Source organism: Pseudarthrobacter sp. DSP2-3-2b1 (assembly GCF_049895945.1).
GTDB lineage: Bacteria > Actinomycetota > Actinomycetes > Actinomycetales > Micrococcaceae > Arthrobacter.
In genome coordinates, this window is record NZ_JAFCTI010000009.1 from 51,788 (window position 1) to 78,248 (window position 26,461).

26 protein-coding genes and 1 tRNA gene are annotated in these 26,461 nt (G+C 65.4%); 18 read left to right on the forward strand and 9 right to left on the reverse strand.

Annotation, left to right across the window (positions count from 1 at the left end):
- Together ACP7AX_RS12405 and ACP7AX_RS12410 are read right to left on the reverse strand one after the other, a co-directional pair.
- A complete protein-coding gene (locus tag ACP7AX_RS12405; protein ID WP_426226715.1) occupies positions 1-954 on the reverse strand; it encodes a phosphotriesterase family protein in 954 nt (317 codons plus the stop codon).
- A gap of 42 nt (positions 955-996) precedes the next feature.
- The gene (locus tag ACP7AX_RS12410; RefSeq protein ID WP_426226716.1) at positions 997-2,007 is read right to left on the reverse strand and encodes a phosphotriesterase; all 1,011 of its coding nucleotides are present in this window, start codon (positions 2,005-2,007) and stop codon (positions 997-999) included.
- Positions 2,008-2,263: 256 nt separating this feature from the next.
- On the opposite strand from ACP7AX_RS12410, the gene ACP7AX_RS12415 reads away from it, so the two are divergent.
- The 5 genes from ACP7AX_RS12415 to ACP7AX_RS12435 all read left to right on the forward strand — a co-directional run bounded on the left by ACP7AX_RS12415 (position 2,264) and on the right by ACP7AX_RS12435 (position 7,275).
- Positions 2,264-3,901, forward strand: a complete 1,638-nt coding sequence (locus ACP7AX_RS12415; RefSeq protein ID WP_426226717.1) for an MFS transporter — start codon at positions 2,264-2,266, stop codon at positions 3,899-3,901.
- Between the two features lie 139 nt (positions 3,902-4,040).
- Entirely contained in the window at positions 4,041-5,213 is a 1,173-nt protein-coding gene (locus ACP7AX_RS12420; protein WP_426226718.1) for a cytochrome P450, read from the forward strand.
- Positions 5,210-5,404, forward strand: coding sequence for a ferredoxin (locus ACP7AX_RS12425; protein WP_131683564.1), 195 nt, complete (start codon positions 5,210-5,212; stop codon positions 5,402-5,404). The genes ACP7AX_RS12420 and ACP7AX_RS12425 overlap by 4 nt, the downstream gene beginning before the upstream one ends.
- On the forward strand, positions 5,401-6,615 hold the full coding sequence (locus ACP7AX_RS12430) for an NAD(P)/FAD-dependent oxidoreductase (protein ID WP_426226719.1): 1,215 nt from the start codon (positions 5,401-5,403) through the stop codon (positions 6,613-6,615). Before ACP7AX_RS12425 ends, ACP7AX_RS12430 begins: the two co-directional genes overlap by 4 nt.
- A 45-nt stretch (positions 6,616-6,660) precedes the next feature.
- Positions 6,661-7,275, forward strand: coding sequence for a TetR family transcriptional regulator (locus ACP7AX_RS12435; RefSeq protein WP_131683562.1), 615 nt, complete (start codon positions 6,661-6,663; stop codon positions 7,273-7,275).
- A gap of 15 nt (positions 7,276-7,290) precedes the next feature.
- Here ACP7AX_RS12435 and ACP7AX_RS12440 read toward each other — a convergent pair whose 3' ends face one another.
- Entirely contained in the window at positions 7,291-8,601 is a 1,311-nt protein-coding gene (locus ACP7AX_RS12440) for a BNR-4 repeat-containing protein (RefSeq protein WP_426226720.1), read from the reverse strand.
- 207 nt (positions 8,602-8,808) lie between these two features.
- Here ACP7AX_RS12440 and ACP7AX_RS12445 point away from each other — a divergent pair, with 207 nt between their 5' ends.
- The gene (locus ACP7AX_RS12445) at positions 8,809-9,192 is read left to right on the forward strand and encodes a DUF1304 family protein (RefSeq protein WP_426226721.1); all 384 of its coding nucleotides are present in this window, start codon (positions 8,809-8,811) and stop codon (positions 9,190-9,192) included.
- Positions 9,193-9,256: 64 nt separating this feature from the next.
- Here the strand turns inward: ACP7AX_RS12445 and ACP7AX_RS12450 are convergent, their stop codons facing one another.
- The 5 genes from ACP7AX_RS12450 to ACP7AX_RS12470 all read right to left on the reverse strand — a co-directional run bounded on the left by ACP7AX_RS12450 (position 9,257) and on the right by ACP7AX_RS12470 (position 13,352).
- Positions 9,257-9,739, reverse strand: coding sequence for a pyridoxamine 5'-phosphate oxidase family protein (locus ACP7AX_RS12450; RefSeq protein ID WP_426226722.1), 483 nt, complete (start codon positions 9,737-9,739; stop codon positions 9,257-9,259).
- A gap of 75 nt (positions 9,740-9,814) precedes the next feature.
- Positions 9,815-10,219 carry a universal stress protein gene (locus ACP7AX_RS12455; protein WP_131683559.1) on the reverse strand — a complete coding sequence of 135 codons (405 nt, stop codon included), beginning with the start codon at positions 10,217-10,219 and terminating at the stop codon, positions 9,815-9,817.
- Entirely contained in the window at positions 10,216-11,748 is a 1,533-nt protein-coding gene (locus tag ACP7AX_RS12460) for a tripartite tricarboxylate transporter permease (RefSeq protein ID WP_426226723.1), read from the reverse strand. The genes ACP7AX_RS12455 and ACP7AX_RS12460 overlap by 4 nt, the downstream gene beginning before the upstream one ends.
- 9 nt (positions 11,749-11,757) lie before the next feature.
- A complete protein-coding gene (locus ACP7AX_RS12465; RefSeq protein ID WP_426226724.1) occupies positions 11,758-12,324 on the reverse strand; it encodes a tripartite tricarboxylate transporter TctB family protein in 567 nt (188 codons plus the stop codon).
- A 23-nt stretch (positions 12,325-12,347) separates the two neighbouring features.
- Positions 12,348-13,352, reverse strand: a complete 1,005-nt coding sequence (locus ACP7AX_RS12470) for a Bug family tripartite tricarboxylate transporter substrate binding protein (RefSeq protein ID WP_426226725.1) — start codon at positions 13,350-13,352, stop codon at positions 12,348-12,350.
- Positions 13,353-13,493: 141 nt separating this feature from the next.
- On the opposite strand from ACP7AX_RS12470, the gene ACP7AX_RS12475 reads away from it, so the two are divergent.
- The 10 genes from ACP7AX_RS12475 to ACP7AX_RS12520 all read left to right on the forward strand — a co-directional run bounded on the left by ACP7AX_RS12475 (position 13,494) and on the right by ACP7AX_RS12520 (position 24,701).
- Entirely contained in the window at positions 13,494-14,381 is an 888-nt protein-coding gene (locus ACP7AX_RS12475) for a LysR family transcriptional regulator (RefSeq protein WP_426226726.1), read from the forward strand.
- A gap of 156 nt (positions 14,382-14,537) precedes the next feature.
- A complete protein-coding gene (gene kdgD / locus ACP7AX_RS12480; RefSeq protein WP_426226727.1) occupies positions 14,538-15,452 on the forward strand; it encodes a 5-dehydro-4-deoxyglucarate dehydratase in 915 nt (304 codons plus the stop codon).
- Between the two features lie 54 nt (positions 15,453-15,506).
- Positions 15,507-17,114: an aldehyde dehydrogenase (NADP(+)) gene (locus ACP7AX_RS12485; protein WP_426226728.1), complete on the forward strand. Its 1,608-nt coding sequence runs from the start codon at positions 15,507-15,509 to the stop codon at positions 17,112-17,114.
- Entirely contained in the window at positions 17,111-18,439 is a 1,329-nt protein-coding gene (locus tag ACP7AX_RS12490; RefSeq protein ID WP_131683552.1) for an enolase C-terminal domain-like protein, read from the forward strand. Before ACP7AX_RS12485 ends, ACP7AX_RS12490 begins: the two co-directional genes overlap by 4 nt.
- 93 nt (positions 18,440-18,532) lie before the next feature.
- A complete protein-coding gene (locus ACP7AX_RS12495; RefSeq protein ID WP_426226729.1) occupies positions 18,533-19,162 on the forward strand; it encodes an AEC family transporter in 630 nt (209 codons plus the stop codon).
- Positions 19,104-19,424 (forward strand): AEC family transporter, encoded by a 321-nt coding sequence (locus tag ACP7AX_RS12500; RefSeq protein WP_426226730.1) that lies wholly within the window; start codon positions 19,104-19,106, stop codon positions 19,422-19,424. The genes ACP7AX_RS12495 and ACP7AX_RS12500 overlap by 59 nt, the downstream gene beginning before the upstream one ends.
- A 110-nt stretch (positions 19,425-19,534) precedes the next feature.
- Complete coding sequence (locus tag ACP7AX_RS12505; RefSeq protein ID WP_426226731.1) at positions 19,535-21,160, forward strand: DUF222 domain-containing protein; 1,626 nt, start codon at positions 19,535-19,537, stop codon at positions 21,158-21,160.
- Between the two features lie 131 nt (positions 21,161-21,291).
- A complete protein-coding gene (locus ACP7AX_RS12510) occupies positions 21,292-22,419 on the forward strand; it encodes an L-talarate/galactarate dehydratase (RefSeq protein ID WP_131683549.1) in 1,128 nt (375 codons plus the stop codon).
- Between the two features lie 10 nt (positions 22,420-22,429).
- On the forward strand, positions 22,430-23,137 hold the full coding sequence (locus ACP7AX_RS12515; protein ID WP_426226732.1) for a FadR/GntR family transcriptional regulator: 708 nt from the start codon (positions 22,430-22,432) through the stop codon (positions 23,135-23,137).
- 169 nt (positions 23,138-23,306) lie between these two features.
- The gene (locus ACP7AX_RS12520) at positions 23,307-24,701 is read left to right on the forward strand and encodes an MFS transporter (RefSeq protein WP_426226733.1); all 1,395 of its coding nucleotides are present in this window, start codon (positions 23,307-23,309) and stop codon (positions 24,699-24,701) included.
- Positions 24,702-24,821: 120 nt separating this feature from the next.
- Here the strand turns inward: ACP7AX_RS12520 and ACP7AX_RS12525 are convergent.
- Positions 24,822-24,904 (reverse strand) — tRNA-Leu (locus tag ACP7AX_RS12525).
- Positions 24,905-25,236: 332 nt separating this feature from the next.
- Between ACP7AX_RS12525 and ACP7AX_RS12530 the strand changes: the two genes are divergently transcribed.
- Together ACP7AX_RS12530 and ACP7AX_RS12535 are read left to right on the forward strand one after the other, a co-directional pair.
- Complete coding sequence (locus ACP7AX_RS12530) at positions 25,237-25,980, forward strand: FhaA domain-containing protein (protein ID WP_131683546.1); 744 nt, start codon at positions 25,237-25,239, stop codon at positions 25,978-25,980.
- Positions 25,977-26,459, forward strand: coding sequence for an FHA domain-containing protein FhaB/FipA (locus ACP7AX_RS12535; protein WP_108599386.1), 483 nt, complete (start codon positions 25,977-25,979; stop codon positions 26,457-26,459). Before ACP7AX_RS12530 ends, ACP7AX_RS12535 begins: the two co-directional genes overlap by 4 nt.
- Positions 26,460-26,461: the final 2 nt, after the last annotated feature.

A 26,461-nucleotide genomic window follows, 5' to 3' on the forward strand; every position in this document is an offset into this window, starting at 1 on the left:
TCAGGCGTGCAGCGAGAGGAAGTCGGCCGGGTTGTCCTCGAGCAGGAGTTTGAGGGTGGCGTCGTCGATCCCGGCGGCACGCATGTCCGGGATCATGTCCTCGAAGATGTAGTTGATGGTGTGGCCCTTCACGCCCGGCCAGCCCAGGGGGCTGCAGTTTGCGTCGGCCGAGACCAGGAGCTTGTCCGCATAGCCCTTGTTCACGAGCTTGACGAAGTGCTCCATGCGTTCGGCGCGCTTGCGGCCCCAGAACGGCGGATCCGGCAGTTCGAGATCGTAGCCGAAGGTGTCGAAGCCGATCCGGCCGCCCTGTTCGTAGATCCAGTCGTGCGGAGTCACGGGAGCGTTCAGGCCGTCGTCGGCGTGTCCGAAGAGCACACGGTCCAGCGGGAGGCCCTCTTCGGTGAAGATGCTCACTGCCGGCTCGGGATCGATGGCCAGGTGGGTCAGGATCGGAGCTCCGGTGACGACGGCGGCGCGGGCGGCAGCCCGGTAGATCCGCTTGTCCAGCTCGGTCATCCGTCCGCCGCGGCTCACGCCCACCTTGATGACGCCGGCTTTGGCGCCGGTGTTGCCGATGCCGACGGTGATCTCATGGATGAACACCTTCGTGAGGTAGTCAACGGTGGCGCGGGAGAAGTGCGGCAGGGCGGTGTCGCCGCCCACGAATCCGGTGCAGGCCACGATGTGCACGCCCGTCTTCCGGGACAGTGACTTGTAGTAGTCCACGTCGCGGCCGTTGCAGATGCCGGTGGCGTCCACGAAGGTGCCGCCGCCGTACTCGCGGAATTTCCGGAGCTTCGGCACGGTCTCCTCGTAGGCCTGCTCCGGCGTCTTCCACCATTTGGTGTCCAGCTCGGACCCGGGCATGCCATAGCCGATGTGTTCGTGGACCGCCACGATTTCCAGTTCTTCGGCCGGGATGGTTCCCAGCACGGTGTTGACCTTGGTCATTGCTTCACCTCAGGGTGTCGAAAGTTTGTTGGCGGGGCGTGCTTAGCGCACGATCAGCAGGTTGCGCGGGTTGTCCACGAGGATCCGGCGGGCGTCGTCCTCGCTCAGGCCCCGGGACTTAAGGAAGGGCATAAACGTGGCCAGGACGTGGCTGTAGGGCAGGTTGTACTCCGCCACACCCTTGGCCACACCGATCGAGTTGCCCGAGAGGATGATCCTGCCGGCATGGCCGGCCTCCACGAGCTCGAGGACCAGTTCCGCGCGGTCATGGTCGGTGAGGTAATCGGCGTGCTCATTCAGGCCCACATGGTCGATGCCCACGAAGGCTCCGCGCCCTGCCACTTTGATGGCGGCCCCTTTGGCGTCCTTGCGGTCCAGATCACCCACCAGCACGCGGTCGGCTCCGATCTGCTCGTTCAGGACGATGTCCAGATCGTGCAGCGCATCGGCGCCGAAGCGGATGGAAACTGCGACGCCGGTGCTGCTGGCGGCGCGGGCGGAACCGCGGAAGAGGCTCTCCTCGGTCGGGGTCATTCCGGCGCGGTCGGCGACGGTGGCAACGATGCCGGCGGCGGCGCGGCGTTCCACGCGGGGAATCACCATGCCCTCAGTGACCTCCTTGCCGAAAAGGTCGGCGAACTTTTCGGCGGGCCAGGCGGTGGGCGGGTTGGTCTGCGGCGTCAGGAAGTAGCCGCCCAGTTCCTCTTCCGGGCCGAGCCCGGTGGAGGCGATGATGTGGACGCCGGTGGAGCGGGACAGTGCCTCGTAAAGCTTGAGGTCGCGGCCGTGGAACATGCCGGTGCTGTCGACCACCGTCTGGCCGCCGTGTTCACGGAAATCGATGAGCTTCGCGGCGAGTGCCTCGTAGATCTCCGCGCGGTCCATGGAAATGTCCGGGGCGTACTGGGCGCCGGGAAGTACTGACAGCAGGGCCTCGTGGACCGCGACGACTCCGAGTTCAGCGGCGGGGACGGGGCCCAGGACCGTGTTGACGGTTTGCCCGGACGCGGCGCGGGACGCATCGCCGGTACCGACGGGGATGGTGTTACTCACTTGGCTTCTCCCTTGAAGATTTGGGAACTGAAATGCGGGGGGCGCCGCGGAGAATGACCGAGCCATCGCTCCCTTGCGGTGTAGCCAGCATCACACAATCCTTTACATGGTGTCAAGCAAATAGTCGGAGCGTAAGGGCCAAATAATCAGAATGCTTAGGAAAACAACGCTTCGCAAAGTTCCTTGACACTATGTAAAGTTATAAGCCACACTGTGGGGAGCGCCACATCTACCCGGAAACAAAGGAGTTTCATCGATGAGTCAGATCCCCTTGGTCCAGAGCCCCGGCTCAATACGGGCCACCTTCATAGCCGCCTACAGCGCGGTCACCCTGGCCCAGATCACCAACGCCCTGCCAGGTGCCCTCAGCGGCACGTTCGCCGTCGAATTCCGCACCTCCGGTGCCGGCCTGACCTGGATCGCAGGCATGTTCCTCATGGGCATCGTGGTGTTTGAGCTCAGCTGGGGTCTCCTGGGCGATATGTTCGGGCGCAAGAAGCTGCTCTATGTCGGAGCCGCAGTCAGTGTTGTCGGCTCAGTGCTGGCAGCGCTGGCGCAGACCACCGAAATGATGATCTTCGCCCAGGCTGTGGGCGGCATCGGCGCGGGCATCCTGTTCCCGATCTCGCTATCCATGATCGCGGCGATCACCCCGGACCACCGCGCCCGGGCTAAGGTGATCGCCACCTGGGCAGGATTCCTGTCCCTCGGGGCGGTAATCTCCCCGGTGCTCGCCGGCTTCACGGCTCAGTTCTTCACAGTCCCGGGCGCTGCGCCGGGCGCACCCAACGCCTTCAGCGGCTGGCGGGCGGCCTACCTGGTGGCGGCCGCCATCGCCGTACTCGTCCTTATCGTCGCGCTCCGGGCCAAGGATTCCGCCGCCGCCGAGGGCCGCAAGCTGGACCTGCCCGGCCAGTTCACGCTCGCGCTCGGCCTGATCGCCGTCCTCTACGCCACGGTCACAGCAGTGGATGCAGGCTTCGGCAGCGCGCAGGTGATTGCAAGCTACGTCGTGGGCGCTGTCCTCCTGGCCGCGTTCGTCGTCATCGAATCACGCACTGCTGAGCCTCTGATCCACCTGTCGCTGTTCAAAAACAGCTCATACTCCATCACCGGCATCGTTGCCGTCACGGGCATGTTCGCCTTTCTCGCTATCTGCTTCAGCACGAGCGTCGCCGTCAGCGGACTTGCCCTTGCCGAGACCTGGAAGATCGGTGTGCTCTTCGTCTTCATCCAGGGCCCCGCGTTCGCCTTCATCCCGGTGGTGGGCTGGCTCATCCACCACGTGGCCCCGCGCTGGGTCCTCACCGCGGGCTTCGCCCTGATGGCCGTCTCCGGATTCTGGCTCTCCACCTTCGCCCTGGGCACTCCCGAGGCCTTCGGCGGCACCCCGTGGACTGCCTTCATCCCGCCGCTGCTGGTGCTGGGCATCGGGTTCGCCCTCACGGTCGGATCCGTCACCGCTGTTGCCATCAACACCGTCCCGCCGCAGCAGATCGGCATGGCATCAGCCACCACCAACCTCCTGCGCGATCTGGGCTTCGCCCTCGGCCCCGTCGTCGGCTCAGCCATCGCCTTCGGCATCGGAGCCACAGCCTTCGCGGGTCCCCTTGCCGGGATTCTCAGCGGGGCAGGACTGCCGGCAGAGGCCGTCAGCGGGCTGGCAAACGTGCCGCCGCTGGGCTTCCTCTCCGGCTGGGACGGCGTGATCGCACAGTTCACCGGCCAGGCAACAGCGCAGGCGGCGCACCCGCACAGGCCGTGGACGGCATGGTCAAGGCCATCAACGGCGCACAGCCGCAGATCCAGGGCGTGGCAGGGACCTCGCTGGGCCAGGGTTTCCAGGCCGTGTACCTCACCGCCGGTATTGCCGCAGTCCTCTCCGCCGTTCTGACCCTTTTCATCTCCGCACGGACCTCGGCGCCCACGCCCGATGCCATCGCGGATACCACCGAAGCCAACGCCGAAGCGACCGTCTAAGACTGACGCCCGCCGACCCGGCCGACCACCCACCAACCCGCAAGGAGAACACCATGAGTGCACCCCTCGAGTCAGACATCGACATCTGGGATGACGCCATCCTCGTCGATCCCTACCCCACCTACGCCTCGCTCCGCGAGCAGGCCGCCGTCGTCCACCTGCCCAAGAACGATCTGTACGTCCTGACCCGTTACGACGCCATCCGCGACGCCCTGGGCGATCCGGAGACCTTCTCCTCCACCAGCATCGGCTTCAACCCCATGGTGAACGAGGCGCTCCAGGGCACCTCGCTCGCCTCCGATCCGCCCGTGCACACGCAGCTTCGCGCCACGCTCTCGCAGAACCTCACTCCCCGTGCACTCCGTGGCCTGAAAGTGGTCATCGACGAAAAGGCCGACAAGCTGGTGGCAGAACTCGCCGCCAGCGGCAGCTTCGAAGCCATCGATTCCCTGGCCCGGGCCTTTCCGATCGAAATCGTTGCCGATCTCATCGGCTTCCAGGGCCATGTGAAGGACAACATGCTGCGCTGGGGCCAGGCCGCCATGCAGGTCATCGGCCCGCTGAACCAGCGCACGCAGGAAAGCTTCCCCATTGCCGGTGAGCTCTACGGCTGGTGCTCGTCAGTCACCGCTGAAGACCTGGCGCCCGGCTCCATCGGCCGCGGCATTTTCGACGCCGAGACCCGGGGCGATATTCCGGCAGGCTCGGCAGGGCACATCATCCACCAGTACCTCGGGGCCGGCGTCGATACCACCATCGCCTCGATCGGGAACATCATTGCGCTGTTCGGCCGCCACCCGGAGCAGTTCAAGCTGGTCCGGGAAAACCCGGAACTCGTCCCCGCAGCGTTCGCCGAGGTGCTGCGTTACTGGGCGCCGGTCCACATCTGGGGCCGGAAGGCAACCCGCGATGTGGAGATCGACGGCGTCACCATCCCCGCCGGCGCCCAGGTAGGCATCCTCTTCGGCGCCGGAAACCGCGACCCGCGGCACTACGACAATCCCGATGCCTTTGACGTGGCGCGCAACCCCGTGGACCACCTGTCCTTCGGCTACGGTCCGCACGGCTGCGCCGGCCAGGGCCTGGCGAAACTCGAGGCCCACGCCATCATCGAGGCCCTGGCCCGCAGGGTGGAATCGCTGGCCGTCGGGGACGAGGTGCGCGAGCCGAGCAACATCACCCGCAGCATCGAGAAGCTGGAGGTCACCAAGGTGGTGGCAGCATGAGGATCGAACTGGACCGGCCGCGCTGCGAGGGACACGGCCTCTGCGAGGAGGCCGCACCCAAGCTGATGCACCTCGATGACGACGGCGACCTGGTGATCGACGTCCCGGAGGTGGATGGGGCCGAGCTTGATGCTGCGAAGGCTGCGGTCAGGATCTGCCCGGTGGCCGCCCTCCGTTTGGTCGCAGCATGACCATGCGCCGGATCGTGGTGGTGGGCAACGGCATCGCCGGACTGACGGCGTGCGATTCGCTGCGGTCTGCCGGTTTCGACGGCGAGCTCACGGTGGTGGGCGCCGAACGCCACCAGCCGTACAGCCGGCCCGCCCTGTCGAAGGCGCTGCTGCATGGTGCCGACGGGAACAGCGGCGACGCCCTCCAGGCGCACGAACTCCCCGAGCCCACCCACGAAGCAACCGAACTGCTCGGCGTCAGCGCCACGGGCCTGGACGTCGACGCCCGGCTGGTCCGCCTGGCCGGAGGCGGTGAGCTGCCGTATGACGGCCTGGTCATCGCCTCCGGCTCCCGGGCGAGGCGCCTCGCTCCGGGATCTGAAAAAGAGAGCGACGGCGGACCCCACGGCTCAGCGGAGCTCACCCTGCGCACCATCGAGGACGCCATCCTCCTCAAGGAGCGTGTGGCATCGCGGCCCTCGGTCATCGTCATCGGCGGCGGCCCGCTCGGCATGGAGGTCGCCTCCGGCTGCCTGCACGTGGGCTGCGATGTCACCCTCGTCTCCGATGTCACGCCGCTGTCGCGTCAGCTGGGCGGACACCTGGCTGACATCTTCACTTCCGCGGCCATCCGGCGTGGGCTGAAGGTGGTGGGCGGCGGGAAGGCCCGGGTTGTGGACCACGGCACCGGAACGCGGGTTGTCCTGGCAGACGGCACCGAGCTCGAGGCTGATCTTGTGGTCACTGCTGTGGGCGATGAGCCCAATATCGAGTGGCTGGCCGGCTCTGGGCTCCTCACTGACGGCTCGCTGCGGGTCGACTCCCGCGGCCGGGTCCGGCCGGAAATCGTGGCCGCCGGCGACGTCGCATTCTTCCCCACCAGCCGCGGCATCCAGCGGGTTCCCCTGTGGACGAGCGCCATCGACCAAGCCAAGGTCGCCGCCGTCGGCCTGTTCAAGGGCGACGCCTCACCCGAGTTCAGCTTCCAGCCGTATTTCTGGACGGAAGCGTTCGGCCTGTCGCTCAAATCGGTAGGCTTCACGCCAGTGGTGGGCGCCCCCGATTACTGCGAACCGGGCGCTGAGCCGGATTCGGTGCTGATGCGGTGGCAGAACGACGACGGCGCCGGCACCGCCGCCGCCATCAACTACCGGATCCCCATCCCCAAACTGCGGCGCCTGGCCGGCGGCGGTCCCGCTGCGCTGCGTCCGGCCGCACCCGCCCGGGTCTGACCCCGCCAGTGCATGACCCAGCACCCCCGCCGTTAGGATTGACCTATGTCGTCGCTGCGAGAAGCTCAGAAGAAACTCACCCGCGACGTAATCGTGGAGCGGGCCCTGGCGCTCTTCACCGAGAAGGGTTACGCGGCCACCACCATCGACGAGATCGCCGCCGCGGCCGGAACCACGCGCGTTACGTTCTACGCGTATTACCCCTCCCGCAGTGATCTGATGCGGGATTTTATGGCACGCGTCAACGAGGTGCTGGACCGCGCGGACGGCCCGGACAGCGGTTCGACGGCGGCCGATCTCGTTGACGTGGTGCGCGCCGGTGAACTGCCGGGCATCCTGGCCTGGCTGGAGTCGCGGGCGGCGCTGTGGCCGGTCTTCCGCCCCTACCTCGACGTGCTCGACGAGGCCGCCGCCGTGGACCGCGAGATGCGGGCCATGGTGGAGGGCTGGCACGAAGAGGTCATCCTTGACCTTGTCCGCGGAATGGAGCAGGCCGGGCGCTTCGCGGCGGAAACCCGCCACATCCGCGGAACCCTGGCCTTCACCGCCCTGGATTACGTGGCCACGCTCTGGACCCGGCGCAAGTTCGAACCCAACCGCGAGCATGCCCTCGAGGTCCTCGCCGATAACTGGTACCACCTGCTCTGCGACGAAGGCTGAGGGCTGCCCGGCCAGCTACTTAGTGCGGTTCGTTCCCAGGATCGCCACGATTTCTGTTTCAAAGGCCTGCGAAGACCTCATGGAACCGCGAAACCAGGACACGGCATGGACGTTTTCATCCCCCGGAACCACTATCGGCCGGAGGTTGTCAGCACCCGAACCGGCGGTGACGGCCTCCCAGTCCCAGCTCGCGCCGCCGTCGGCCGTGCGTCCTGAATAGATCTCGTAGTGATGCGTCTGCTCGCCGGAGCGCGGATCCACCGGCGTGGAGATGTAGACGTGGTCGAGATCGTACGGATCCACGGCGCCCAGGCCCGTGTACTCCTGCTCGTGCGGGAGGTAGCCGGGCCCGGCGACGGCGAGCGGATGCAGGGTCCATGCCGAACCGTCAAAGCGCGCGTACAGCAGCCGGTGATCGTCGACGTCGAGCGGCTGGACCCGCCCGAGGGCACCGTTGACATCGTTGGCGCGGCAGGTGAGGATCGCCCCGAGCTGGTTGCCCTGCCGCCGCAGGTCGGCGGTCCAGCCGTGCGTGAGGACGTCGCCGTCGATCTCCGTGCCGGCCGCAAAAATGGTGGTGAGCACATTCTGGTTAACCCCGGCCGAGCCGATCACAGGTTTGCTGACCACCTGCCCGTCGGCAGCATGCAGCGCATCCCCCTGGACGTAGCCGTGATAAATGCTGTTGTTGTAGTCCCTGGGGTGGTGGTCCGTGGTGATCAGGTCGATCCGGTCCGTGCCGTTTGAGCTGTACCGGGTGTAGCCGTTGACGTAGCCCACCTTGGGACGGGTGAACAGCTTGCCCCCGTAGCTCCACGTGCTGCCGTCGTCGTCGGACACCATCAGGCTGGGATCATCGTTAATGGCGCGGACAAAGTTGTACGTCCGGGACTCAGCGGCGAGCCGGTGCAGGTTGGAATAGGTGGCGCCGCGGCCGTCAGCCAGTTCGGTCCAGTCGAAGACCTGCTCCGGCTCCCACTGGCTGGCATCGTGCGGCCGGACCGAGACGCGCCAGCGGGAGTAGTTGTCCGTCTTGTGCTTGGCGTACATCGCCAGGTACCGCCCATCCGGACGGATCAGCAGGGCAGGGACATTGTGATCGTCCGATTCGAGCTGCCCGTGGAGCACGTGGACGCGGCTTTCGCCGGTCGCCAGGTCCAGGACAGCAATCTCGATGTTGCCGCCGCGGCTTTCGCCTCCCGGCCCCTCGGGCGCAGCCACCGACCCCACCAGCAGTGTGTTGTTGGCCGGATCCACCAGCGCACGCTCGTCCTGGAACCAGCACCAGGCACCGTTGTCGTTAATGAGCACGGGAGCGTTCGTCATTGAGGGTCCTCGGGTTGTATCGATTCAAAATGTTATCGATCTCATATTAGCCATTTTGTTATCGAAAACATAGTGCCGAAGCCGGGCAGCCTGCGCGACTAGCGCAGCGGACCGACGGCCACAGCGATCCCTTGATGAGCCCTGCCTACGCGGCGTAACCTGCGCAGTAAGGCAACGCAACGGCGGCCTCGGGTACGGAGGGGACAGATGAATCTACTGAGCCAGATTTTCGCCGGGACCACCGCCCTCACCCTGTTCGGCGTCGGATTACTGGAGATTTTCCGTCACGGCGACCGCCGCTTTTTCAGGATTTTTCTGATTAAGCCCGATGATGTTCCGGCCGTGCGCATGTGGGCCATGAACATTGGTGCCTACAACATCACCTTTGCGCTGGGCATTGCCTCAGGCCTGTGGATGGTGAATGTCTCAGGCGATGCGACCGCCGGCTCAGCGATCGTGCTTTTCTGCTGCGCGAGCCAGTTCCTGCTGGGCATCTGGCTGTGGATCACCGAAAAGCGCCTGCTCATCAGTGCAATCGGACAGGCCCTGGGTCCCGGCCTGGCGCTGGTCTTCTACATCTTCCTGCGGTGAAGCCGGGCAACGGTGAAGCCGGGCAGCGGCGAGAGCTGCCGCCCGGCTTGGTCCGCAGAGCGGATTACAGCTCGACGGTGCCGCTTTCGCCAACACTCATGCGGCTGTTGGTCACCTTGGACTTCACCCACTGGAGCACCGTAGCAGCGGTACCGCCGGGGCTGGTCCAGTATTCCGCGGAGTCCGAATCGACGCGGAGCAGGCACACCTCGGGGGTGTCCGGGCCGTCCGGGAACCACGCCTCCACCACCTGGTTCCACATTTCGTGGATCTTGGCGCGGTCCGTGATCACTTCGGCGGTTCCGGCCACGGAAACCCACTCCGTGCTCTTGCCGAACGATACGTTCACGCGCGGGTCCGCGCGGACATGGGCGACCTGCGAGGTGCTGAGGCCCGTGAAGAACCACATGTCGCCGTCGTCCTTCACATCCTGAACGGCCAGCGGCCGGCTGACGAGGGCGCCTTCTTCATTGATGGTGGTCAACATTCCGATATGGGAATCGTTGATGATGTCCGTAACTTTGCCGATCTTCTCAGTGTCCGTCATGCTCTCACCTCGTTCTGGGTTGCAGGGGAAGTTCCCCGTTCGCCAGCCTATTGGTAAGCATGCTTATTTTCCACCTTAGAAGTGGGCTCCGTCAGCCTTGACAGCCAGGACGGGGCGGTCCGCCTGCATCAGGATCCGCTGGGCGTGGCTGCCCAGGATGAATTTGCCCACCTGGGTGCGGTGCCGCAGGCCGATGACGATCAACGAGGCGTTGGCCTCCCGGGCCACATCGAGGAACTCATCGGCCAGATCATGCAGGTACGGCGGCTGGATCACTGTGGCACGGACCCCTGCCTCCGCGGCACGGGCGGCTGCCCTCTCCATCACGTCCTCCGACGCGACGGACTTGTCCACCAGGGCGCCTTCCCTGGCCGAGTTGACGATCACCAGGTCCTCATTGCGCAGCTTTGCTTCGGCGATGCCGGCTACGAGGGCGGCATCCCCTGCGGGGGTGGGGACGAATCCGACGATGATGCTCATACCTTCTCCTTGATGTCCGGTGTGACGGCTGGTGGTGCATTAGATGATTTGCGCTTCGCGATGGCACCGCGGATGACCGGCAGCACTGCTACCAGGACAAAGACCAGCAGCAGGGTGGCCGAAATGGGACGGCCGAAGAAGCCCAGGGGATCGCCGCCGAAGACCAGCAGGGAGCGGCGCATGGAGCTTTCCAGCAGTTCGCCCAGGACGAAGGCCAGCACGAGCGGACCCGGTTCGAAGCCGAACTTCTTCATGAGGTAGCCCACGATGCCGAAGACCACTACGAGGGTGACATCGAACATGCTGTTGTTGATGGTGTAGGCACCCAGCAAGGTGATCAGCGCGGTGACCGGCGCCAGGATGGCTGCCCGGACGCGGAGGATTTTCACGAAGATTCCCACCAGCGGCAGGCTCATGATCAGCAGCAGGATGTTGCCGATGTACATGGAGTTCACCACGCCCCAGAAGAGCTCCGGGTTCTGCTCCACCAGCTGCGGCCCGGGGGTGACCCCCTGGATCAGCAGGGCACCGAACATCAGCGCCATGGTGGCATTCGCGGGGATGCCGAGGGTCAGCAGCGGGATGAAGGACGAGGTGGCGGCGGCGTTGTTGGCCGTTTCCGGGCCGGCCACACCCTCGGGCGCACCCTTGCCGAAACGCTCCGGCTGCTTGGCCCGCTTTTTCTCCATCGCGTAGGAGGCCATGGAGGCAATGGTGGCGCCGCCGCCGGGGAGGATTCCCAGGAAGAAGCCGAGGACGGAGCCACGGCCGATTGCACCGGAGGCCTGCTTGAGGTCCTTGCGTGAGGGCCAGACGTTGGTGACCTTGGACGGCGCCTTCGCGGCCCGGTGGCGTTCCTCCAGGTTGTAGAGGATCTCACCGAGGCCGAAGATGCCCATGGCGATCGGCACGAAATCGATGCCGTCGGCCAGTTGCAGGCTGCCGAACGTGAAGCGGCTTTCGCCGGTGAAGATGTCGCGGCCCACCGTGGCGAGCAAAAGTCCCAGGGCCGCGGCGATAAGCGCCTTGGCTTTCGAACCGCTGCTGATGGTTGCCACGAGGAGGATGCCGAGCAGTGCCAGGGCCGTGTATTCGGGCGGGCCGAAGTCCAGGGCGAAGCTGGCCACGATGGGCGCCAGGAAGGTCAGGCCGATGATGGCTGCGGTGCCGCCAATGAAGGAGCCGATCGATGCCACCCCCAGTGCGGTGCCGGCTTTGCCCTGCTTGGCCATCTGGTAACCGTCGAAAACGGTGACAACCGAGGACGCTTCACCGGGAAGGCGCAGCAGCACGGAGGTGATGGTGCCGCCGTACTGGGCGCCGTAGAAGATGCCGGCCAGCATGATGATGGCGGTGACGGGCTCCACGTTGTATGTGAGCGGAAGAAGGATGGCGATGGTTGCCGCGGGCCCCAGTCCGGGCAGCACACCGATCAGCATGCCGATCACCACGCCGATCAGGCAGTACAGGAGGTTGGTCGGCTCCAGGACAACCGCAAATCCGTTAATAACGGGATTCAGAAAATCCACGGGGGTCTCCTAGAAGAGGTGGGGGACGGAGGTGTTGAGGGCGAGGACGAAAATCGCGTAAAAGGAAATCACGACGGCGGCACTGACTACCAGCGTTGAGCGCCACGTTTCGCCACCCAGGAAGCGCATCCAGATGATGCAGAGCACCAGGGCCGGCAGTTCAAAGCCGATCAGGGGCATCAGCGACACCATGGCGGCGAGCGTTACGAGCCCTGTCAGCGGTGCGGTGGACATGCGGGTGAATTTTTCCGCATCCCGGTTGTGCCGCCCAGCGATCAGCTGGAACAGTCCCAGGGCCACCATGACGGTGCTGATGACGAAGGGCCAGAGGCCGGGCTGGGGTTTGTCCGGGGTGCCAAGCCCCATCGTTATGGACAGGGCTGCTGCTGCGATGCCAACTGCAAGGACCACCAGGGATGATGCGGCGTTGGCCAGGGCTCCTGCTGCGGGTGGCTTTTCTTCTTCCCACTGGGCGGCAAGCTGTTCCGGCGTCAGGTCATCAAGGAGCTCGTCCGAAATGGCGTGGGGGGCCTTCCCGCCGGAGGCAGCCGTTTCGTGGCTGCCTCCGGCGGGCACTGCGGGTGTTCCTTTCACAGGAATCACTTAGTTCCGCTGAGGCTGATGTCGTACTTCTCCACCAGTTCCTTGTACTTTGCTGCGTAGCTCTTCCACTCGGTCACAACTTCTTCGCCGGAGATTTCCTTCGGCGTCAGCGAGTTCTTCTTGTTGAACTCCTTGTAAGCGTCTGACTTGAAGGCTTCCTGGAACGACGCGAGAAGCTTGTCCTTGACCTCCTGCGGTGTGCCCTTCGGGGCAGCCACTGCCCGGTACTGGGCAACGGGAACGTCGAAACCGGCTTCCTTTGCCGTAGGAGTGTCCGGGAGGAAGCTGGTGCGTTCCTCAGAGAAGACCAGGAGCGGTGAGACCTTTCCGGCCTGAATCTGCGGCATCGCTTCGCCGAGCTGGATGGTGGCAAGCTCCACCTGGTTGCCGAGCACTGCCGTCAGGGCGGGCTTTCCGCTGTCGAAAGGGATATCCGTACCCTTGACGTCAGCCTGCTTGAAGAGCACGGTCTGGGCCAGCTGGCTTCCGGTGCCCACGCCGGTGGTGCCGAAGGTGACGTTGCGGCCGGCGTCGGCTACATCCTTGAACGTCTTGAACCCGGACTCGGTGCTGGCAACCAGGACGTAATCGTCCTGCGAGAGTCCGGCAATGATGTCCAGGTCGTCGATGTTCACGGCCTCATCGGCGGAGACAGCCAGGGGCGTGATGGTGATCAGGGACGCGTTGAGCAGGACCAGTTCCTGGCCGTCTGCAGGCTTGCCCGCAACTTCCTTGGTGGCCAGGGCACCGTTGGCGCCGGGCTTGTTCACTACAGGCATCGGCTGGCCGAGCGTCTTGGAAGCGCCTTCGGCGAGGGCCCGGGCGATGAGGTCGGTACTGCCGCCTGCTGCCTGGCCCACCGAGAGGCTCACGGGGCCGGTGGGGTATTTGGCGGAATCAGCCGTAGCGCCGCCGGCCACGTTGCCGCAGGCAGTAAGCGCCAGCAGGGTGACGGCGGAGGCCGCGCCCAGAAGGGTGCGGCGTGTGGGGAAGTGCATCATTGGTACTCCTCATAGAGATTCGGGGCAAACCCGGTACTTCGCTGTGAACCGAATCACTTCTGGCTCGCTCACCGACTATAGAGAGGCGTTATGATGCATGTCTAAGCCCTAATATGCATCAAGTGATACCCGAAAGGCATCATGTTTACTTTCGACCAACTGGCCGGCTTCATCGCGGTCGCGGAGGAGCTTCACTTCGGACGGGCAGCAGAGAAGCTGAATATGACCCAGCCCCCGCTCAGCCGCCAGATCCAGAAACTGGAGAAGAGCATCGGCACCGAACTGCTGGAACGCGATAACCGCAAGGTGCAGCTCACTCCGGCCGGGGCTGCTTTCCTGGACGAAGCCAAGCGGCTCATGGCCCTGGCGCAGCGGGCCCCTGTCACTGCCCGCCGGATCGCCACCGGCCGCTCGGGGGTATTGCGGGTGGGGTTTACGGCCGCCAGTGGCTTCAGCATCCTTGGACCGCTCCTGGAGGAAATCGCGTCCATCGTGCCGGAGGTGGACATCGATCTCCAGGAGCTGGTGACCGGGGAACAGATCCAGCGGCTGCTGACGGGTGAGCTCGATCTTGGGTTGGCCCGCCCACCGTTCGACCGCGAGGTTTTCGATTCGCACCTGCTCTACCGCGAGGCAATGGTGCTGGCCGTACCAACCGGCCACCGCCTGGCTGAACTTTCAGGGCCCGTAGCGGACGATGACCTCCGGGACGAGCCCATCATTATGCATTCCCCCACCAAGGCCGCCTACTTCTACGATCTGGTCATCCGGATGCACTCCATCCAGCACGGAAACGTGGTTCATACAGTGAGCCAGATTCTGACGATGGTCTCGCTGGTGGCGGCCAAGAGGGGTGTGGCTTTTGTCCCGCACTCGGCCACCCTGCTGGCCATCAAGGGCGTGGAATTCCTTCCGCTGGCCGGCGCCAGCGGGGAGGAACCGGTGGAGCTTCACGCCATCTGGAACCGCAAGGTGGCCAACCCCGCCCTGCGGCGGCTCCTGAGGGACCTGGAATTCAGGACGGATTAGCGGCACCAGGCTTCGGCATGATGATGCCTTCCGGGTATCAATCGATACGAAATGAACCTTAGACAGGCATCATGTTGGCTGCCTACTCTGGACAGGAATCAGCATCCAGCCGCTCCGACGCAGTCACCACGCGGCATTCAGACAGAGGACAACATCGTGGCAAAGTACACCCCCCAGGAATTGGCAGACACCCTCAAGGAAGGCCTGCTGTCGTTCCCGGTGACCGCGTTCGATGCGCAGCTGCAGTTCGACGAGGAAAACTACCGTAAGCACCTTGCCTGGCAGGCGAGCTTCCCCGTTGCTGGCCTGTTCGCAGCGGGCGGTACCGGCGAAGGCTTCTCCCTCACACCGGCAGAATCTGAGCGTGTGGTCCGCGCCGCCGTCGACGAAGTTGGCAGCATTGTCCCCGTTCTCGCCTCGGCCGGCGGCTCCACGGCCCAGGCCATCGAGAATGCCAAAGCTGCAGAGGCAGCCGGCGCCGACGGCCTCCTGCTCCTCCCGCCCTACCTGACCGAAGCGGACCAGGGCGGCCTGATTGATCACGTCAGCGCCATCTGCAGTTCCACGTCCCTGGGCGTCATCATCTACAACCGCGCCAACGCCATCTACAAGGACACCACCGTGGCCACCCTCGCGGACCGGCACGAAAACCTGATCGGCTTCAAGGATGGCGTGGGCGACCTTGAACACGATGCCCGCGTGTACGCCAAGCTCGGCGACCGCCTCTTCTACCTCGGCGGCCTTCCCACTGCGGAAACCTTCGCCCTCCCGCTGCTCCAGCTCGGCATGAGCACCTATTCGTCCGCCATGTACAACTTCGTCCCGCAGTTCGCCCTGGACTTCTACCAGGACGTCCGCAACAACGACCGCGTGGCCGTGAACAAGAAGCTCAACGACTTCGTCATCCCGTACCTGGACATCCGCGACCGCGTGAAGGGTTACTCCGTGTCCATCGTCAAGGGCGGCCTGGACGCAATCGGCCGCTCCGCCGGCGGCGTCCGTCCGCCGCTGCAGAACCTGGCACCGCAGGACTTCGCAGACCTCAAGGCCCTCATCGCCAGCATTTCCTGATCAACTGGTCCTTGATCTCCCGCACTTGATCACCCCCTCTTAGGAGTAACCACAGTGACACTCACCGGACATTCCCTGATCGCCGGGCAGCCCGTCGCCGGAAGCGGCAAGACCGCTTTTGGCTTCAACCCCGCCACCAACGAACAGCTCGACCCCGCCTATTCGCTGATCACCGAGGAACAGCTGACGACGGCGACCTCCGCCGCCGCTGCCGCTTACCCCTCCTTCAGCACTTTGGACCCCGAAACGCATGCTTCGTTCCTCGAGGCCATCGCGGACAACATCGAGGCCATCGGCGAGGAACTCACCATCCGCGCCGGCCAGGAAACCGGCCTGCCCGCCGCCCGCCTGACCGGCGAACGCGCCCGCACCACCGGCCAGCTCCGCCTCTTCGCCGCCGTGGTCCGCCAAGGCGACTTCCGCGGCGTCCGCATCGACCCGGCCCTCCCCGGACGCACCCCCATGCCCCGGGCCGACATCCGCCAGCGCCAGATCCCGCTGGGCCCGGTCGCGGTGTTCGGTGCCAGCAACTTCCCGTTGGCCTTCTCGACGGCGGGCGGAGACACCGCCTCCGCCCTCGCCGCCGGCTGCCCGGTCGTCTTCAAAGCCCACAACGCCCACCCCGGCACCAGCGAACTCGTTGGCCAGGCGATCGCCAAAGCCGTCAAGGACTTCGGCCTGCACCCCGGCGTCTTCTCCTTGATCTACGGCCCAGGCGCCAGCATCGGCCAGGCCCTCGTGGCCGATCCCGCCATCAAGGCCGTGGGCTTCACCGGCTCCCAGAGCGCTGGCATCGCCCTGATGCGCACCGCCGCCGCGCGCCCCGAACCGATCCCGGTCTACGCGGAAATGTCCTCCCTGAACCCGGTCTTCGTCTTCGAAGGCGCCCTCACCGGCTCCGCCGAGCAGATCGATGCCCTGGCCCAGCAGTACGTCACCGCCGTCACCGGCAGCTCCGGCCAGCTCTGCACCTCCCCCGGACTCCTGTTCGCCCCCGAAGGCGAACTGGGCGACAAACTCGCTGCCGCCGTCGGACGCGCCATCTCCACCTGCGCCGGCCAGACCATGCTCACCGAAGGCATCGCCGCGTCCTGGAACCAGGGAGCCGAAGCACTCGGCTCCGCCGCCGGCGTCGACGTCGTAGGGCAAGGCACCCAGGGCCCCACCGAAAACGCCCCGGCACCCACCATCTTCGGCACGCAGGTCCGGGACTTCGTCACCAACCATGTCCTGCACGAGGAAATCTTCGGCGCCGCGTCTTTGGTGATCCGCTACTCCTCCACCGAGGAACTCCTCGAGGCCATCAACCGGCTCGAAGGCCAGCTCACCGCTTCCCTGCAGCTCACCGAGGCGGACTACGCGACGGCGGCGCCCCTGATCCCGGCGCTGGAACAGAAAGTGGGCCGCATCATCGTCAACGGCTGGCCCACCGGCGTCGAAGTGGGCCACGCCATGGTCCACGGCGGACCCTTCCCCGCCACCTCCGACACCCGCACCACCTCCGTGGGCACCCTCGCGATCAACCGCTTCCTGCGGCCGGTCGCCTACCAGAACATCCCCCAGGAACTCCTCCCCGCATCACTGCAGGACGAAAACCCCTGGCACCTGAACCGACGCATCGACGGCACCGTCGTCGCTGCAGATGCAGAGGTCAACGCATGAGCAATCAGCCCACCATTACCCAAGTGGAAGTGGTCCCGGTCGCCGGGCACGACAGCATGCTGATGAACCTCAGCGGCGCCCACGGGCCGTTCTTCACCCGGAACATCGTCATCGTGACCGACTCGGACGGGCGGACCGGCCTAGGCGAAGTGCCCGGCGGCGAAAAGATCAAGACCACCATCGAGGAAGCCGGTGCGCTCATCACCGGCCAGCCGGTTGCCCGTTACCGTTCCCTGCTGCGGGAGGTTGCGGCCGAGTTTGCCGACCGCGACGCCGGCGGGCGCGGCCTGCAGACTTTCGACCTGCGCACCACCGTCCACGCCGTCACCGCCGTCGAGTCCGCCTTGCTGGACCTGCACGGCCAGTTCCTCGGCGTACCCGTCGCTGAACTCCTCGGCGACGGCCAGCAGCGCAGCTCCGTGCCGATGCTCGGCTACCTTTTCTTCATCGGTGACCACGCCAAGACTGACCTTCCCTACCTCGTTGAGGACGCGCCGGCGGACCGCTGGGAAAAGCTGCGCCGCCAGGAAGCCATGACGCCGGAGGCAGTGGTGGCGTTGGCCGAAGCTGCCCAGGAACGCTACGGCTTCAGCGACTTCAAGCTCAAGGGCGGCGTGCTGTCCGGCGACGACGAAGTTGATGTTGTCACTGCCCTCGCCAAGCGCTTCCCCGAGGCACGCGTGACCCTCGACCCGAACGGCGGCTGGCTCCTGGAGGAGGCCATCCGCCTCGGCAAACGGATGCAGGGCGTAGTGGCTTATGCAGAGGATCCGTGCGGCGCCGAAGGACGCTTCTCCGGCCGCGAGGTGATGGCTGAATTCCGCCGCGCCACCGGGCTGAAGACCGCCACCAACATGATCGCCACGGACTGGCGGGAAATGTCGCACGCCATCCGCAGCAACGCCGTGGACATCCCGCTGGCCGATCCGCACTTCTGGACCATGCACGGCTCGGTCCGGGTGGCGCAGCTGTGCAACGAGTTCGGCCTGACCTGGGGATCGCACTCGAACAACCACTTCGACATCTCGCTGGCCATGTTCACGCACACCGGCGCCGCGGCTCCGGGCGAGATCACGGCGCTGGACACGCACTGGATCTGGCAGGACGGGCAGGGGCTCACCAAGAACCCGCTGCAGATCCGCGATGGCGCCATCTCGGTGCCCGACGCACCCGGACTCGGCATCGAACTGGACCGCGATGCCCTGGGCAAGGCGCACGAGCTGTACCTGCAGCACGGCCTCGACGCCCGCGATGACAGCATCGGCATGCAGTACTACATCGACGGCTGGACGTTCGACCCGAAGCGGCCCTGCCTGGTCCGGTAGAAGCACTCCGACCACCCAGCTTCCGCACGGCCGCTCCTCCCACAACAGGAGTCGGCCGTGCGGACTCCCAACAATTGAACAGAAGGGCGCACTGTGGGCGGCGTTGTCTCCGGAATACTGATCGTCTCCGCCGTCATTGCCGTGGGCTATTTCGCCGCCCGGCTGAAAATCCTGGGGCCTGAAGTCCAGGGTGCCCTGACCCGCACGGCGTTTTACATCACCAATCCGGCGCTCCTCTTTACCGTTGTGGCCGGCAGCGATATCCGCGCCGCCCTGGGAACGGATGCCCCGCTGGCGCTTCTCTCCGCAGCGATCGTGGGGCTCCTGTATTGCCTGCTCAGTTTCCTGTTCTTCCGCAGGCCCGTGGCTGAAACCGCCGTCGGCGCCATGGCCAGCAGCTATGCAAACGCCAACAACATCGGCATTCCGGTTTCCCTCTACGCCGTGGGCACCGCGCAGCACGTGGCGCCGGTGCTGCTGGTCCAACTGCTGGTCATGGCACCGTTCTATCTCACGGTGCTGGGGCTGGCGTCCGGCTCCAAGATCTCATGGCGGAAGGTGCTGCTCCAGCCGTTCGGCAATCCAATGATCATCGCCTCCGGGCTGGGAGGCACCCGACCTCCTGCAGAAGCCGATCGACATGCTTGCCGGCGGTGCGGTACCCATGGTGCTGCTGGCGTTCGGCCTGTCCCTGGCGGGCAGGGCGCCGCTGCAGAAGGGTGACGGGCGGACCGAAACGCTCGTCGCCACGTTCCTGAAGATCGCCGGGATGCCATTCATTGTCTGGGTCCTTGGCCGCTTTGTGTTTGGTCTTGAGGGGGAGCATCTCCTCGCCAGCGTCATCATGGCCGCGCTCCCCACTGCCCAGAACGTGTTCCTCTTCGCCTCCCCGTACGGCCGCGGCACCACCGTGGCCCGCGATGTCATCCTTTGCACCACTATTCTCAGCGTGGGCGCGCTGCTGGTTGTTGCCTGGCTGGTCTGACCTCGCTGGCTACCGGGGTTGGCTTCGGTTCTGAAACCCCCCGCCAGCTGAGTTTCTGGCACCAAAGCCCTCCAACCTTAAATGTCAGACCCCCTTGAGAGAGTATTCCCATGGAAGCTTTTAGGGTTCAGGGCGCGGAACACGGCGGCCAATCCGCCCTGCTCACGCGGGCTGAATGGCCTATTGCTGCCGGGCTTGCGGAGGCCATCGCCGTTGTGAAGGAGGCCGCCGCGGCCGGGCCGGACTTCCTGGCCATGGCGGGCTACGCGGAAGCCGCCGAGTACGCCAGCCAGGTCGAGGAGCTCTCCCGGTCTGTGGAGTACCTGCAGACCCTCGGTGCCGGAGCCGTGGACCGCACCCGCACCCAGGCCATCACCGAGTCACCAGCTGCGTCCGGTCCCGCTGTTCCGTTTGCTTCGCATTTTCCGGCGTCGCCGGCTGATGACGGGTGCCGGAACACTGCGGAGTTCCTGCGTGCCCGGCTCCGAATCAGTGCCGCCGAAGCCCACCGACGGATCCAGCTCGCACACTCGGTGCTTCCCCGGCCCGGGATCACCGGCCACACCCAGTCCGCCGAACGCCCGGACCTCGCTACCGCCCTTGCCGCGGGGACCGTCGCATCCCGCCCTGCGACCATCATCACCCTGGCCCTGGACCGCGTCCGGCACCACGCCACCGAGGACACCACGTCCCGGATGGAACACGCCCTGACCCGCGCCGCCGCAGAAAACGACGCCGACTTCCTCACCCGCATCGCCCGCCGCTGGACCGAAGCAATCGACCAGGACGGCACCGAACCCACCGAACGCGAACTCCACCACCGGCAAGGCGCCTTCCTCCGCCAACAACGCCGCGGACTGCACCACCTGGAAATCTTCGCTACACCCGACCAATACGAACACCTCCTGACGGTCATGAACACGGCCACCAACCCCCGCACGCACTCCACAACAGATGCAGAGAACACCAACAACACAGTCGCCGGCGGTACCAGCCACACCGAGACCGGCAGCGGGCTGGACGGCGGAGCCACCCACGGCACCGGCAGCGCCCCTGATACCAACCTCGACCGGCGGACCCGGCCCCAGCAACTCCTCGACGGCCTCGTCGGCGCCTGCAAGGCAGCATTGGCCACCGGCACGCTCCCCGCGGCAGGAGGGCTCCGCCCGCAGATCATGGTCACCATCGACTACCGCGACCTCCTGGACCGGCTCGAATACGCCACAGCACAAGGACCCCGCTACCGCTCCCAAACACCCACGGCCACCAGCCCTGGCAGCATTCCCGGGACCGGAACCCCGGACCCTCTCCGCATCCCCGGCGCCGGATTATTCGTGTTCACCGGTCCCGTCACCGCCGCCACCGTCCGCAAGATCGCCTGCGACGCGGACATCATCCCAGTCCTGCTCGGCAGCGAAGGACGGATCCTGGACATCGGCCGCACCACTCGGATCTTCCCGCCCCACATCCGCAAAGCCATCACCGCCCGCGACCACGGCTGCGCCTTCCCCGGCTGCAACATCCCCGCGCCCTGGTGCGAAGCCCACCACATCACCTACTGGTCACACGGCGGAACCACCAGCACCGACAACGGCACCCTGCTCTGTACCCATCACCACCACCTCATCCACAAAGAACAATGGAAAATCCAGGTCAAAAGCGGGATCCCCTGGTTCATTCCGCCACCCCACATTGACCCCGGCCAAAGACCCCAACGAAACCACCACCAAACCTAAGCCGCTACTCAGGTCCAGGCAGATAGCGAAGGGGGCACACCTTCCTCCTGCTACTTGTATTACAAGTCTAAGACTTGTACTCTAAGTAGGAGGGCAACGCAGCCCGGACAGCCTGCTTTCGAGGAGCACCCATGAGCACCGTAGACCTCATCCGCCACGTTAAACTTTCCACCGCGAGGCTCCCCCTCGCCGTCCCCATCAGTGACGCCAAGGTGTTCACCGGGCGCCAGAAGCCCATGACCGAGGTGGTCTTCCTCTTCGCCGAGATCACCACCGAACAGGGTCACAGCGGTATTGGCTTCAGCTACTCCAAGCGCGCCGGCGGCCCCGCCCAGTACGCCCACGCCAAGGAGGTCGCCGAAGGCATCATCGGCGAGGACCCCAACGACATCGGCAAGCTCTACACCAAGCTCCTGTGGGCCGGCGCCTCCGTTGGCCGCTCCGGTGTCGCCACCCAGGCCCTGGCGGCCATCGACATCGCCCTGTACGACCTCAAGGCCAAGCGCGCCGGCCTCCCGCTTGCCAAGTTCCTGGGCTCCTACCGTGACTCCGTCCAGACGTACAACACCTCTGGCGGCTTCCTCAACGCCTCCCTGGACGAGGTCAAAGCCCGCGCCACAGTCCTCCTGGACGAAGGGATCGGCGGCATCAAGATCAAGGTGGGCCTCCCGGACAGCGCCGAGGACCTGCGCCGCGTCGCCGGAATCCGCGAACACATCGGCTGGGACGTCCCCCTGATGGTGGACGCCAACCAGCAGTGGGACCGCGCCACCGCCCTGCGCATGGGGCGCCAGCTAGAGGAATTCAACCTCATCTGGATCGAGGAGCCGCTGGACGCCTACGACTTCGAGGGCCACGCCCACCTGGCCAACGTCCTGGACACCCCCATCGCCACCGGCGAAATGCTTGCATCAGTCGCCGAGCACAAGGGCCTCATCAATGCCAACGGCTGCGACATCATCCAGCCGGATGCACCGCGCGTCGGCGGCATCACCCAGTTCCTCCGCCTTGCTGCCCTCGCGGACGAGCGCGGACTGGGACTGGCACCGCACTTCGCCATGGAGATCCACCTTCACCTGGCCGCCGCGTACCCGCGCGAGCCCTGGGTGGAGCACTTCGACTGGCTGGACCCGCTGTTCAACGAACGCCTCGAAACCAAGAACGGCCGCATGATCGTTCCGGACCGCCCAGGCCTCGGCGTGACCCTCAGTGACCAGGCCCGCGCCTGGACCACCGAGTCCGTGGAGTTCGGCGCGTAACCTTGAACGCATGAGCCGGAACCTGACCGCGGACCTCGCCGCTGACCTGCGCACCCGCATTGTGGACGGCGCTATCCAGCCCGGCGACAAGCTGCCCAGCGAGAACGCGCTGATGGGCGAATTCAGCGTGAGCCGCACCGTGGTGCGCTCGGCGCTGACCCGGCTCCAGGCCGAGGGACTGGTGGAAACCGAACGTGGGCGGGGCAGCTTCGCGCTGACCCCGCCCGACGACGGCCCCCAGCCGGTACCGGGCAGCCGGCCCGTGGCCAGCATCGAGGACCGGCTCCACCTGCTGGAATTCCGCATGGGCGTGGAGGCGGAGGCCGCGGCGCTGGCCGCGCGCAACCACTCCGACCGTCAACTCCGGGCAGTCAATGCGGCCCTGGAGCAGTTCACGGCGAGTTCGGACCACCCTGGCCATGCCATGAAGTTCGACTTTGAGTTCCACCGTGCCATCGCCGCGGCGTCGGGGAATCCGTTCTACTCGGACTGCCTTGCGGCCCTGGGGCAGACCATGATCGCCATGCCGCGCACCCGGCTGATGACCGGCGTCGAGCATTACGCCCGCGACCACTTCGATCAGGTGGTGCATGAGCACCGTTCCATCGCTGCCGCCATCGCCGATGGCGATGAAACAGCCGCTGCCGCTGCCATGCGGAGTCATCTGGCGAACTCACGACGCCGGTTCAAGGCTTCGGTGCGTCCGCCGGCGGAGTAGCCACTGGGCCCTGACGCGACATGATGCCGTAGCGGCATCACCTAATGCCATATACGTGTTGGACGGGCATCGAAGTTCCTGAATAAAGTGGTTGCACTCGCTGTGGTGCGGACCAGGGCACTCAAAGCGCGCCCGCTGGCCCAACCGCCATGTTTAAGGAATTCCCCCCATGCAGTCTGTAGACACCGCTGTCACGGATGTGGCCCTGGCCACGAAGAAGTTTTTCAAGCGGGTCCTGCCCATCATGCTGGTCATGCTGGTGTGCAATCAGCTCAACCGCTCCAATATCGGCTACGCCCACGAGCACCTCGAGGCCGACGTCGGCATCGGCGCCGCGGCCTACGGCTTTGGCGCAGGCCTCTTCTTCATCGCCTACGCCATCTTCGAACTTCCCAGCAACGTGATGATGGAGAAGTACGGCGCCAAGGTATGGCTGGCCCGCATCATGGTCAGCTGGGGCATCGTGTCTTTCCTGATGGCCTTTGTGCAGAACGAAATGATGTTCTACGTGCTCCGGTTCCTGCTGGGCGCGGCCGAGGCAGGCTTCTTCCCCGCAGTGATCTTCTACTTCGCCCGCTGGGTTCCCGCCGGCCAGCGCGGCAAAGCGACCGCCATCTTCATTGCCGGCTCCTCCATCGCCGCGGCACTGTCCGGTCCCATCGCCGGCCTTCTCCTCAGCCTCCACGATGTCCTGGGGATCCGGGGCTGGCAGTGGCTGTTCGGTTTTGAAGGGCTGCTCTCCGTGGTGGTGGGCATCGTGGTGTTTTTCCTGCTGGATGCCAAGATCCAGGACGCCAAGTGGCTCTCGGCCGGCGAAAAGACCGCCCTGGCCAAGGCCATCGCTGACGAGGACGCGCAGCACGCCACCACTGACGGCGGGAAGGTGAACCGCTGGAAGATGCTGCTCAACCCGCAGATCCTGCTGCTCTGCGGCATCTACTTCTCGGTACAGCTCTCCATCTACGCCAACACCTTCTGGCTGCCCACCATCGTCAAGCAGATTCCGGGCACTACTGACCTGAGCGTCGGCTTCCTGTCCTCGATCCCGTGGGTATGTGCCGTCGTCGCGATGTATTTCGCCGCCAGGATGCAGGACAAGGCAAAGTCCAAGAAGCCGCTGCTGGTGGCAGCACTCCTGGTCGCCGCCGTCGGAACCCTCGCCGCGGCCATGGCCACCCCGGTCCTCGCCCTCGTCTTCCTGGCCATCGCCGCCATGGGCTTCAAGAGCGCTTCACCACTGTTCTGGACGATTCCGCAGTCCGGCCTGCACCCGTTGGTGCTGGCCCCGGCCATCGCCACCATCAACTCGCTGGGCAACCTGGGCGGCTTTGTGGCCCCGTTCGGCTTCGGCCTGATCAAGGAGGCCACGGGCAGTGTGGTTCCGGGCCTGTTCGCTTTGGCCGCTGCGTCCACCGTGGCCGCCGGCCTGGTCTACTTCCTCAAGGAACGCCGCAGCACGCCGCCTTCGCTTTCAGAGACGCAGTCACATGAGCAGGAGGCGGAGCCCGGCAAGGGTGCCGCCTCGGCCGTCTCGGATTCCCTGGAGCCTGTGCCCGCCCGCTAAGGGCCTCCAAGTGTAGGGGGCGGCCTGCGCGGACTCGGCAGCAGGCCGCCCCAGCAGCAGGCAAGTTCCCGGACGCAAAAGAACCCCGGTCAGAAGACCGGGGTTCTTTTTGTGTTTGCGTGCGCGAGGGGGGATTTGAACCCCCACGCCCTTTCGGACACTGGCACCTGAAGCCAGCGCGTCTGCCGTTCCGCCACTCGCGCGCAACTTCTTTTCCATGATTTACGGCCCCTTTCCGGGAACCGCAACCTTGTAAAAGCAGCGAGATCAAGCATAACGGACATCGGCGGCAAAACACCAATTGAGGGCAGCGGCGCCGTCGCAGTGCCCTGCGGAACGGCGCTTCGGAGGTCTGCACATTGAACTTTTCCCGGCGCCCGGCCGTTGGGGATTAAGGTCATTCACAGGCCTGCCCAGTAGTATCTGATGTAGTAGTGCCTGCCGCGCTCCGGCTGGCCACTGCGTTCTGAACATTGATCCGGATTCTGTTCCGGAGCGAAAACTACCCCGCAACCGGGAGGAAAGGAGAAGGACCATGGGATTGCTGGACAAGGTCGAGCGCGGCATCGAAAAAGCCGTCCGCGGTGTCTTCTCCACAGGCTCGCGCGCCCAGGTTGAACCTGTGGAAATCGCCAGCCGCCTCCGCCGCGAAGTAGACAACAAAGCCCTCACCATCGCGGCCGGACGCACCCTGGCCCCGAACGTCTTCGACGTCCAGCTCAGTGATGAGGACTTCAGGCGGGCCCAGGACTGGGGTACGCCGCTGGCCGAGGAACTCTGCGACGTCGTCATCAACCACGTCCGGAGCCAGGGTTATACGCTCCAGGGATCCGTGCGGATTTCCTTCCGCCGGGCCGAGGACATGCGGGCCGGGGACTTCGAGATTGTCTCTTCCACCGAAAAGGCCAAGGGCGGGCCAGGCACCGCGGCACCACGGCCCAACCTCCCGGCAGCTCCCAGCCGCCCGCCCGTGCGGCTCCAGCCCGTTCTGGACATCGATGGCCAGCGCTATTCCCTCAACGCGCCGTCCATCGTCCTGGGCCGTTCCTCGGAGGCGGATATCCTCGTTGATGACACCGGGGTTTCGCGCCGGCATCTTGAGATTCGGACCGCCAGCGGAGTCACCAGCGCCGTGGATCTGGGTTCCACGAACGGCAGCTACGTCAACGGCCACAAGGTTGCCGGCAGCACAGAATTGACCGACGGTTCCACCATCACCATGGGACGGACAAAAATCATCTTTCGCCTTCTGCCCGCCAACTCCGGTGGCCGCCCATGAGTGAACTGACCATCACCGCGCTCCGGTTCGGCTTCCTGATCCTGCTCTGGGTCCTCATTTTCAGCATCGTCTCGGCCATGCGCCGCGACCTCATGGTTGGCCGCAAGGCCGCCGCCGGCACACCAACAGCGCGGCAGGTCCGCAAAAACCCTGAACTCGCCGAGGCACCCGCGCCGCCGCAGAAGCAGCAGGCCCATCAGTTGGTAGTCACAGAAGGTCCCCTCAAGGGGACCACCATCCCGCTGGCAGCCAGCCCCATCCTCCTGGGCCGCGCCCAGGAAGCCACCCTGGTGCTTGAGGACGATTACGCCTCCGGCCGGCACGCCCGGCTCTTTCCCCAGGGCAGCCGCTGGTTCATCGAGGACCTCGGCTCCACGAACGGCACCTACCTCGCCGATCAGCAACTTACCCGGGCACTGCCCGTTGAGCCTGGCGTACCCGTGAGGATCGGCAAGACGGTCATCGAATTGAGGCCATAGCA

Coding starts and splice junctions, on each gene's coding strand:
- ACP7AX_RS12510 (WP_131683549.1), top strand. CDS start 21,292: ATGAGCACCGTAGACCTCATCCGCCACGTTAAACTTTCCACCGCGAGG.
- ACP7AX_RS12445 (WP_426226721.1), top strand. CDS start 8,809: ATGAATCTACTGAGCCAGATTTTCGCCGGGACCACCGCCCTCACCCTG.
- ACP7AX_RS12405 (WP_426226715.1), bottom strand. CDS start 954: ATGACCAAGGTCAACACCGTGCTGGGAACCATCCCGGCCGAAGAACTG.
- ACP7AX_RS12530 (WP_131683546.1), top strand. CDS start 25,237: ATGGGATTGCTGGACAAGGTCGAGCGCGGCATCGAAAAAGCCGTCCGC.
- ACP7AX_RS12430 (WP_426226719.1), top strand. CDS start 5,401: ATGACCATGCGCCGGATCGTGGTGGTGGGCAACGGCATCGCCGGACTG.
- ACP7AX_RS12505 (WP_426226731.1), top strand. CDS start 19,535: ATGGAAGCTTTTAGGGTTCAGGGCGCGGAACACGGCGGCCAATCCGCC.
- ACP7AX_RS12470 (WP_426226725.1), bottom strand. CDS start 13,352: ATGATGCACTTCCCCACACGCCGCACCCTTCTGGGCGCGGCCTCCGCC.
- ACP7AX_RS12455 (WP_131683559.1), bottom strand. CDS start 10,219: ATGAGCATCATCGTCGGATTCGTCCCCACCCCCGCAGGGGATGCCGCC.
- ACP7AX_RS12515 (WP_426226732.1), top strand. CDS start 22,430: ATGAGCCGGAACCTGACCGCGGACCTCGCCGCTGACCTGCGCACCCGC.
- ACP7AX_RS12490 (WP_131683552.1), top strand. CDS start 17,111: ATGAGCAATCAGCCCACCATTACCCAAGTGGAAGTGGTCCCGGTCGCC.
- ACP7AX_RS12535 (WP_108599386.1), top strand. CDS start 25,977: ATGAGTGAACTGACCATCACCGCGCTCCGGTTCGGCTTCCTGATCCTG.
- ACP7AX_RS12475 (WP_426226726.1), top strand. CDS start 13,494: ATGTTTACTTTCGACCAACTGGCCGGCTTCATCGCGGTCGCGGAGGAG.
- ACP7AX_RS12415 (WP_426226717.1), top strand. CDS start 2,264: ATGAGTCAGATCCCCTTGGTCCAGAGCCCCGGCTCAATACGGGCCACC.
- ACP7AX_RS12440 (WP_426226720.1), bottom strand. CDS start 8,601: ATGACGAACGCTCCCGTGCTCATTAACGACAACGGTGCCTGGTGCTGG.
- ACP7AX_RS12450 (WP_426226722.1), bottom strand. CDS start 9,739: ATGACGGACACTGAGAAGATCGGCAAAGTTACGGACATCATCAACGAT.
- ACP7AX_RS12425 (WP_131683564.1), top strand. CDS start 5,210: ATGAGGATCGAACTGGACCGGCCGCGCTGCGAGGGACACGGCCTCTGC.
- ACP7AX_RS12420 (WP_426226718.1), top strand. CDS start 4,041: ATGAGTGCACCCCTCGAGTCAGACATCGACATCTGGGATGACGCCATC.
- ACP7AX_RS12500 (WP_426226730.1), top strand. CDS start 19,104: ATGGTGCTGCTGGCGTTCGGCCTGTCCCTGGCGGGCAGGGCGCCGCTG.
- ACP7AX_RS12435 (WP_131683562.1), top strand. CDS start 6,661: ATGTCGTCGCTGCGAGAAGCTCAGAAGAAACTCACCCGCGACGTAATC.
- ACP7AX_RS12520 (WP_426226733.1), top strand. CDS start 23,307: ATGCAGTCTGTAGACACCGCTGTCACGGATGTGGCCCTGGCCACGAAG.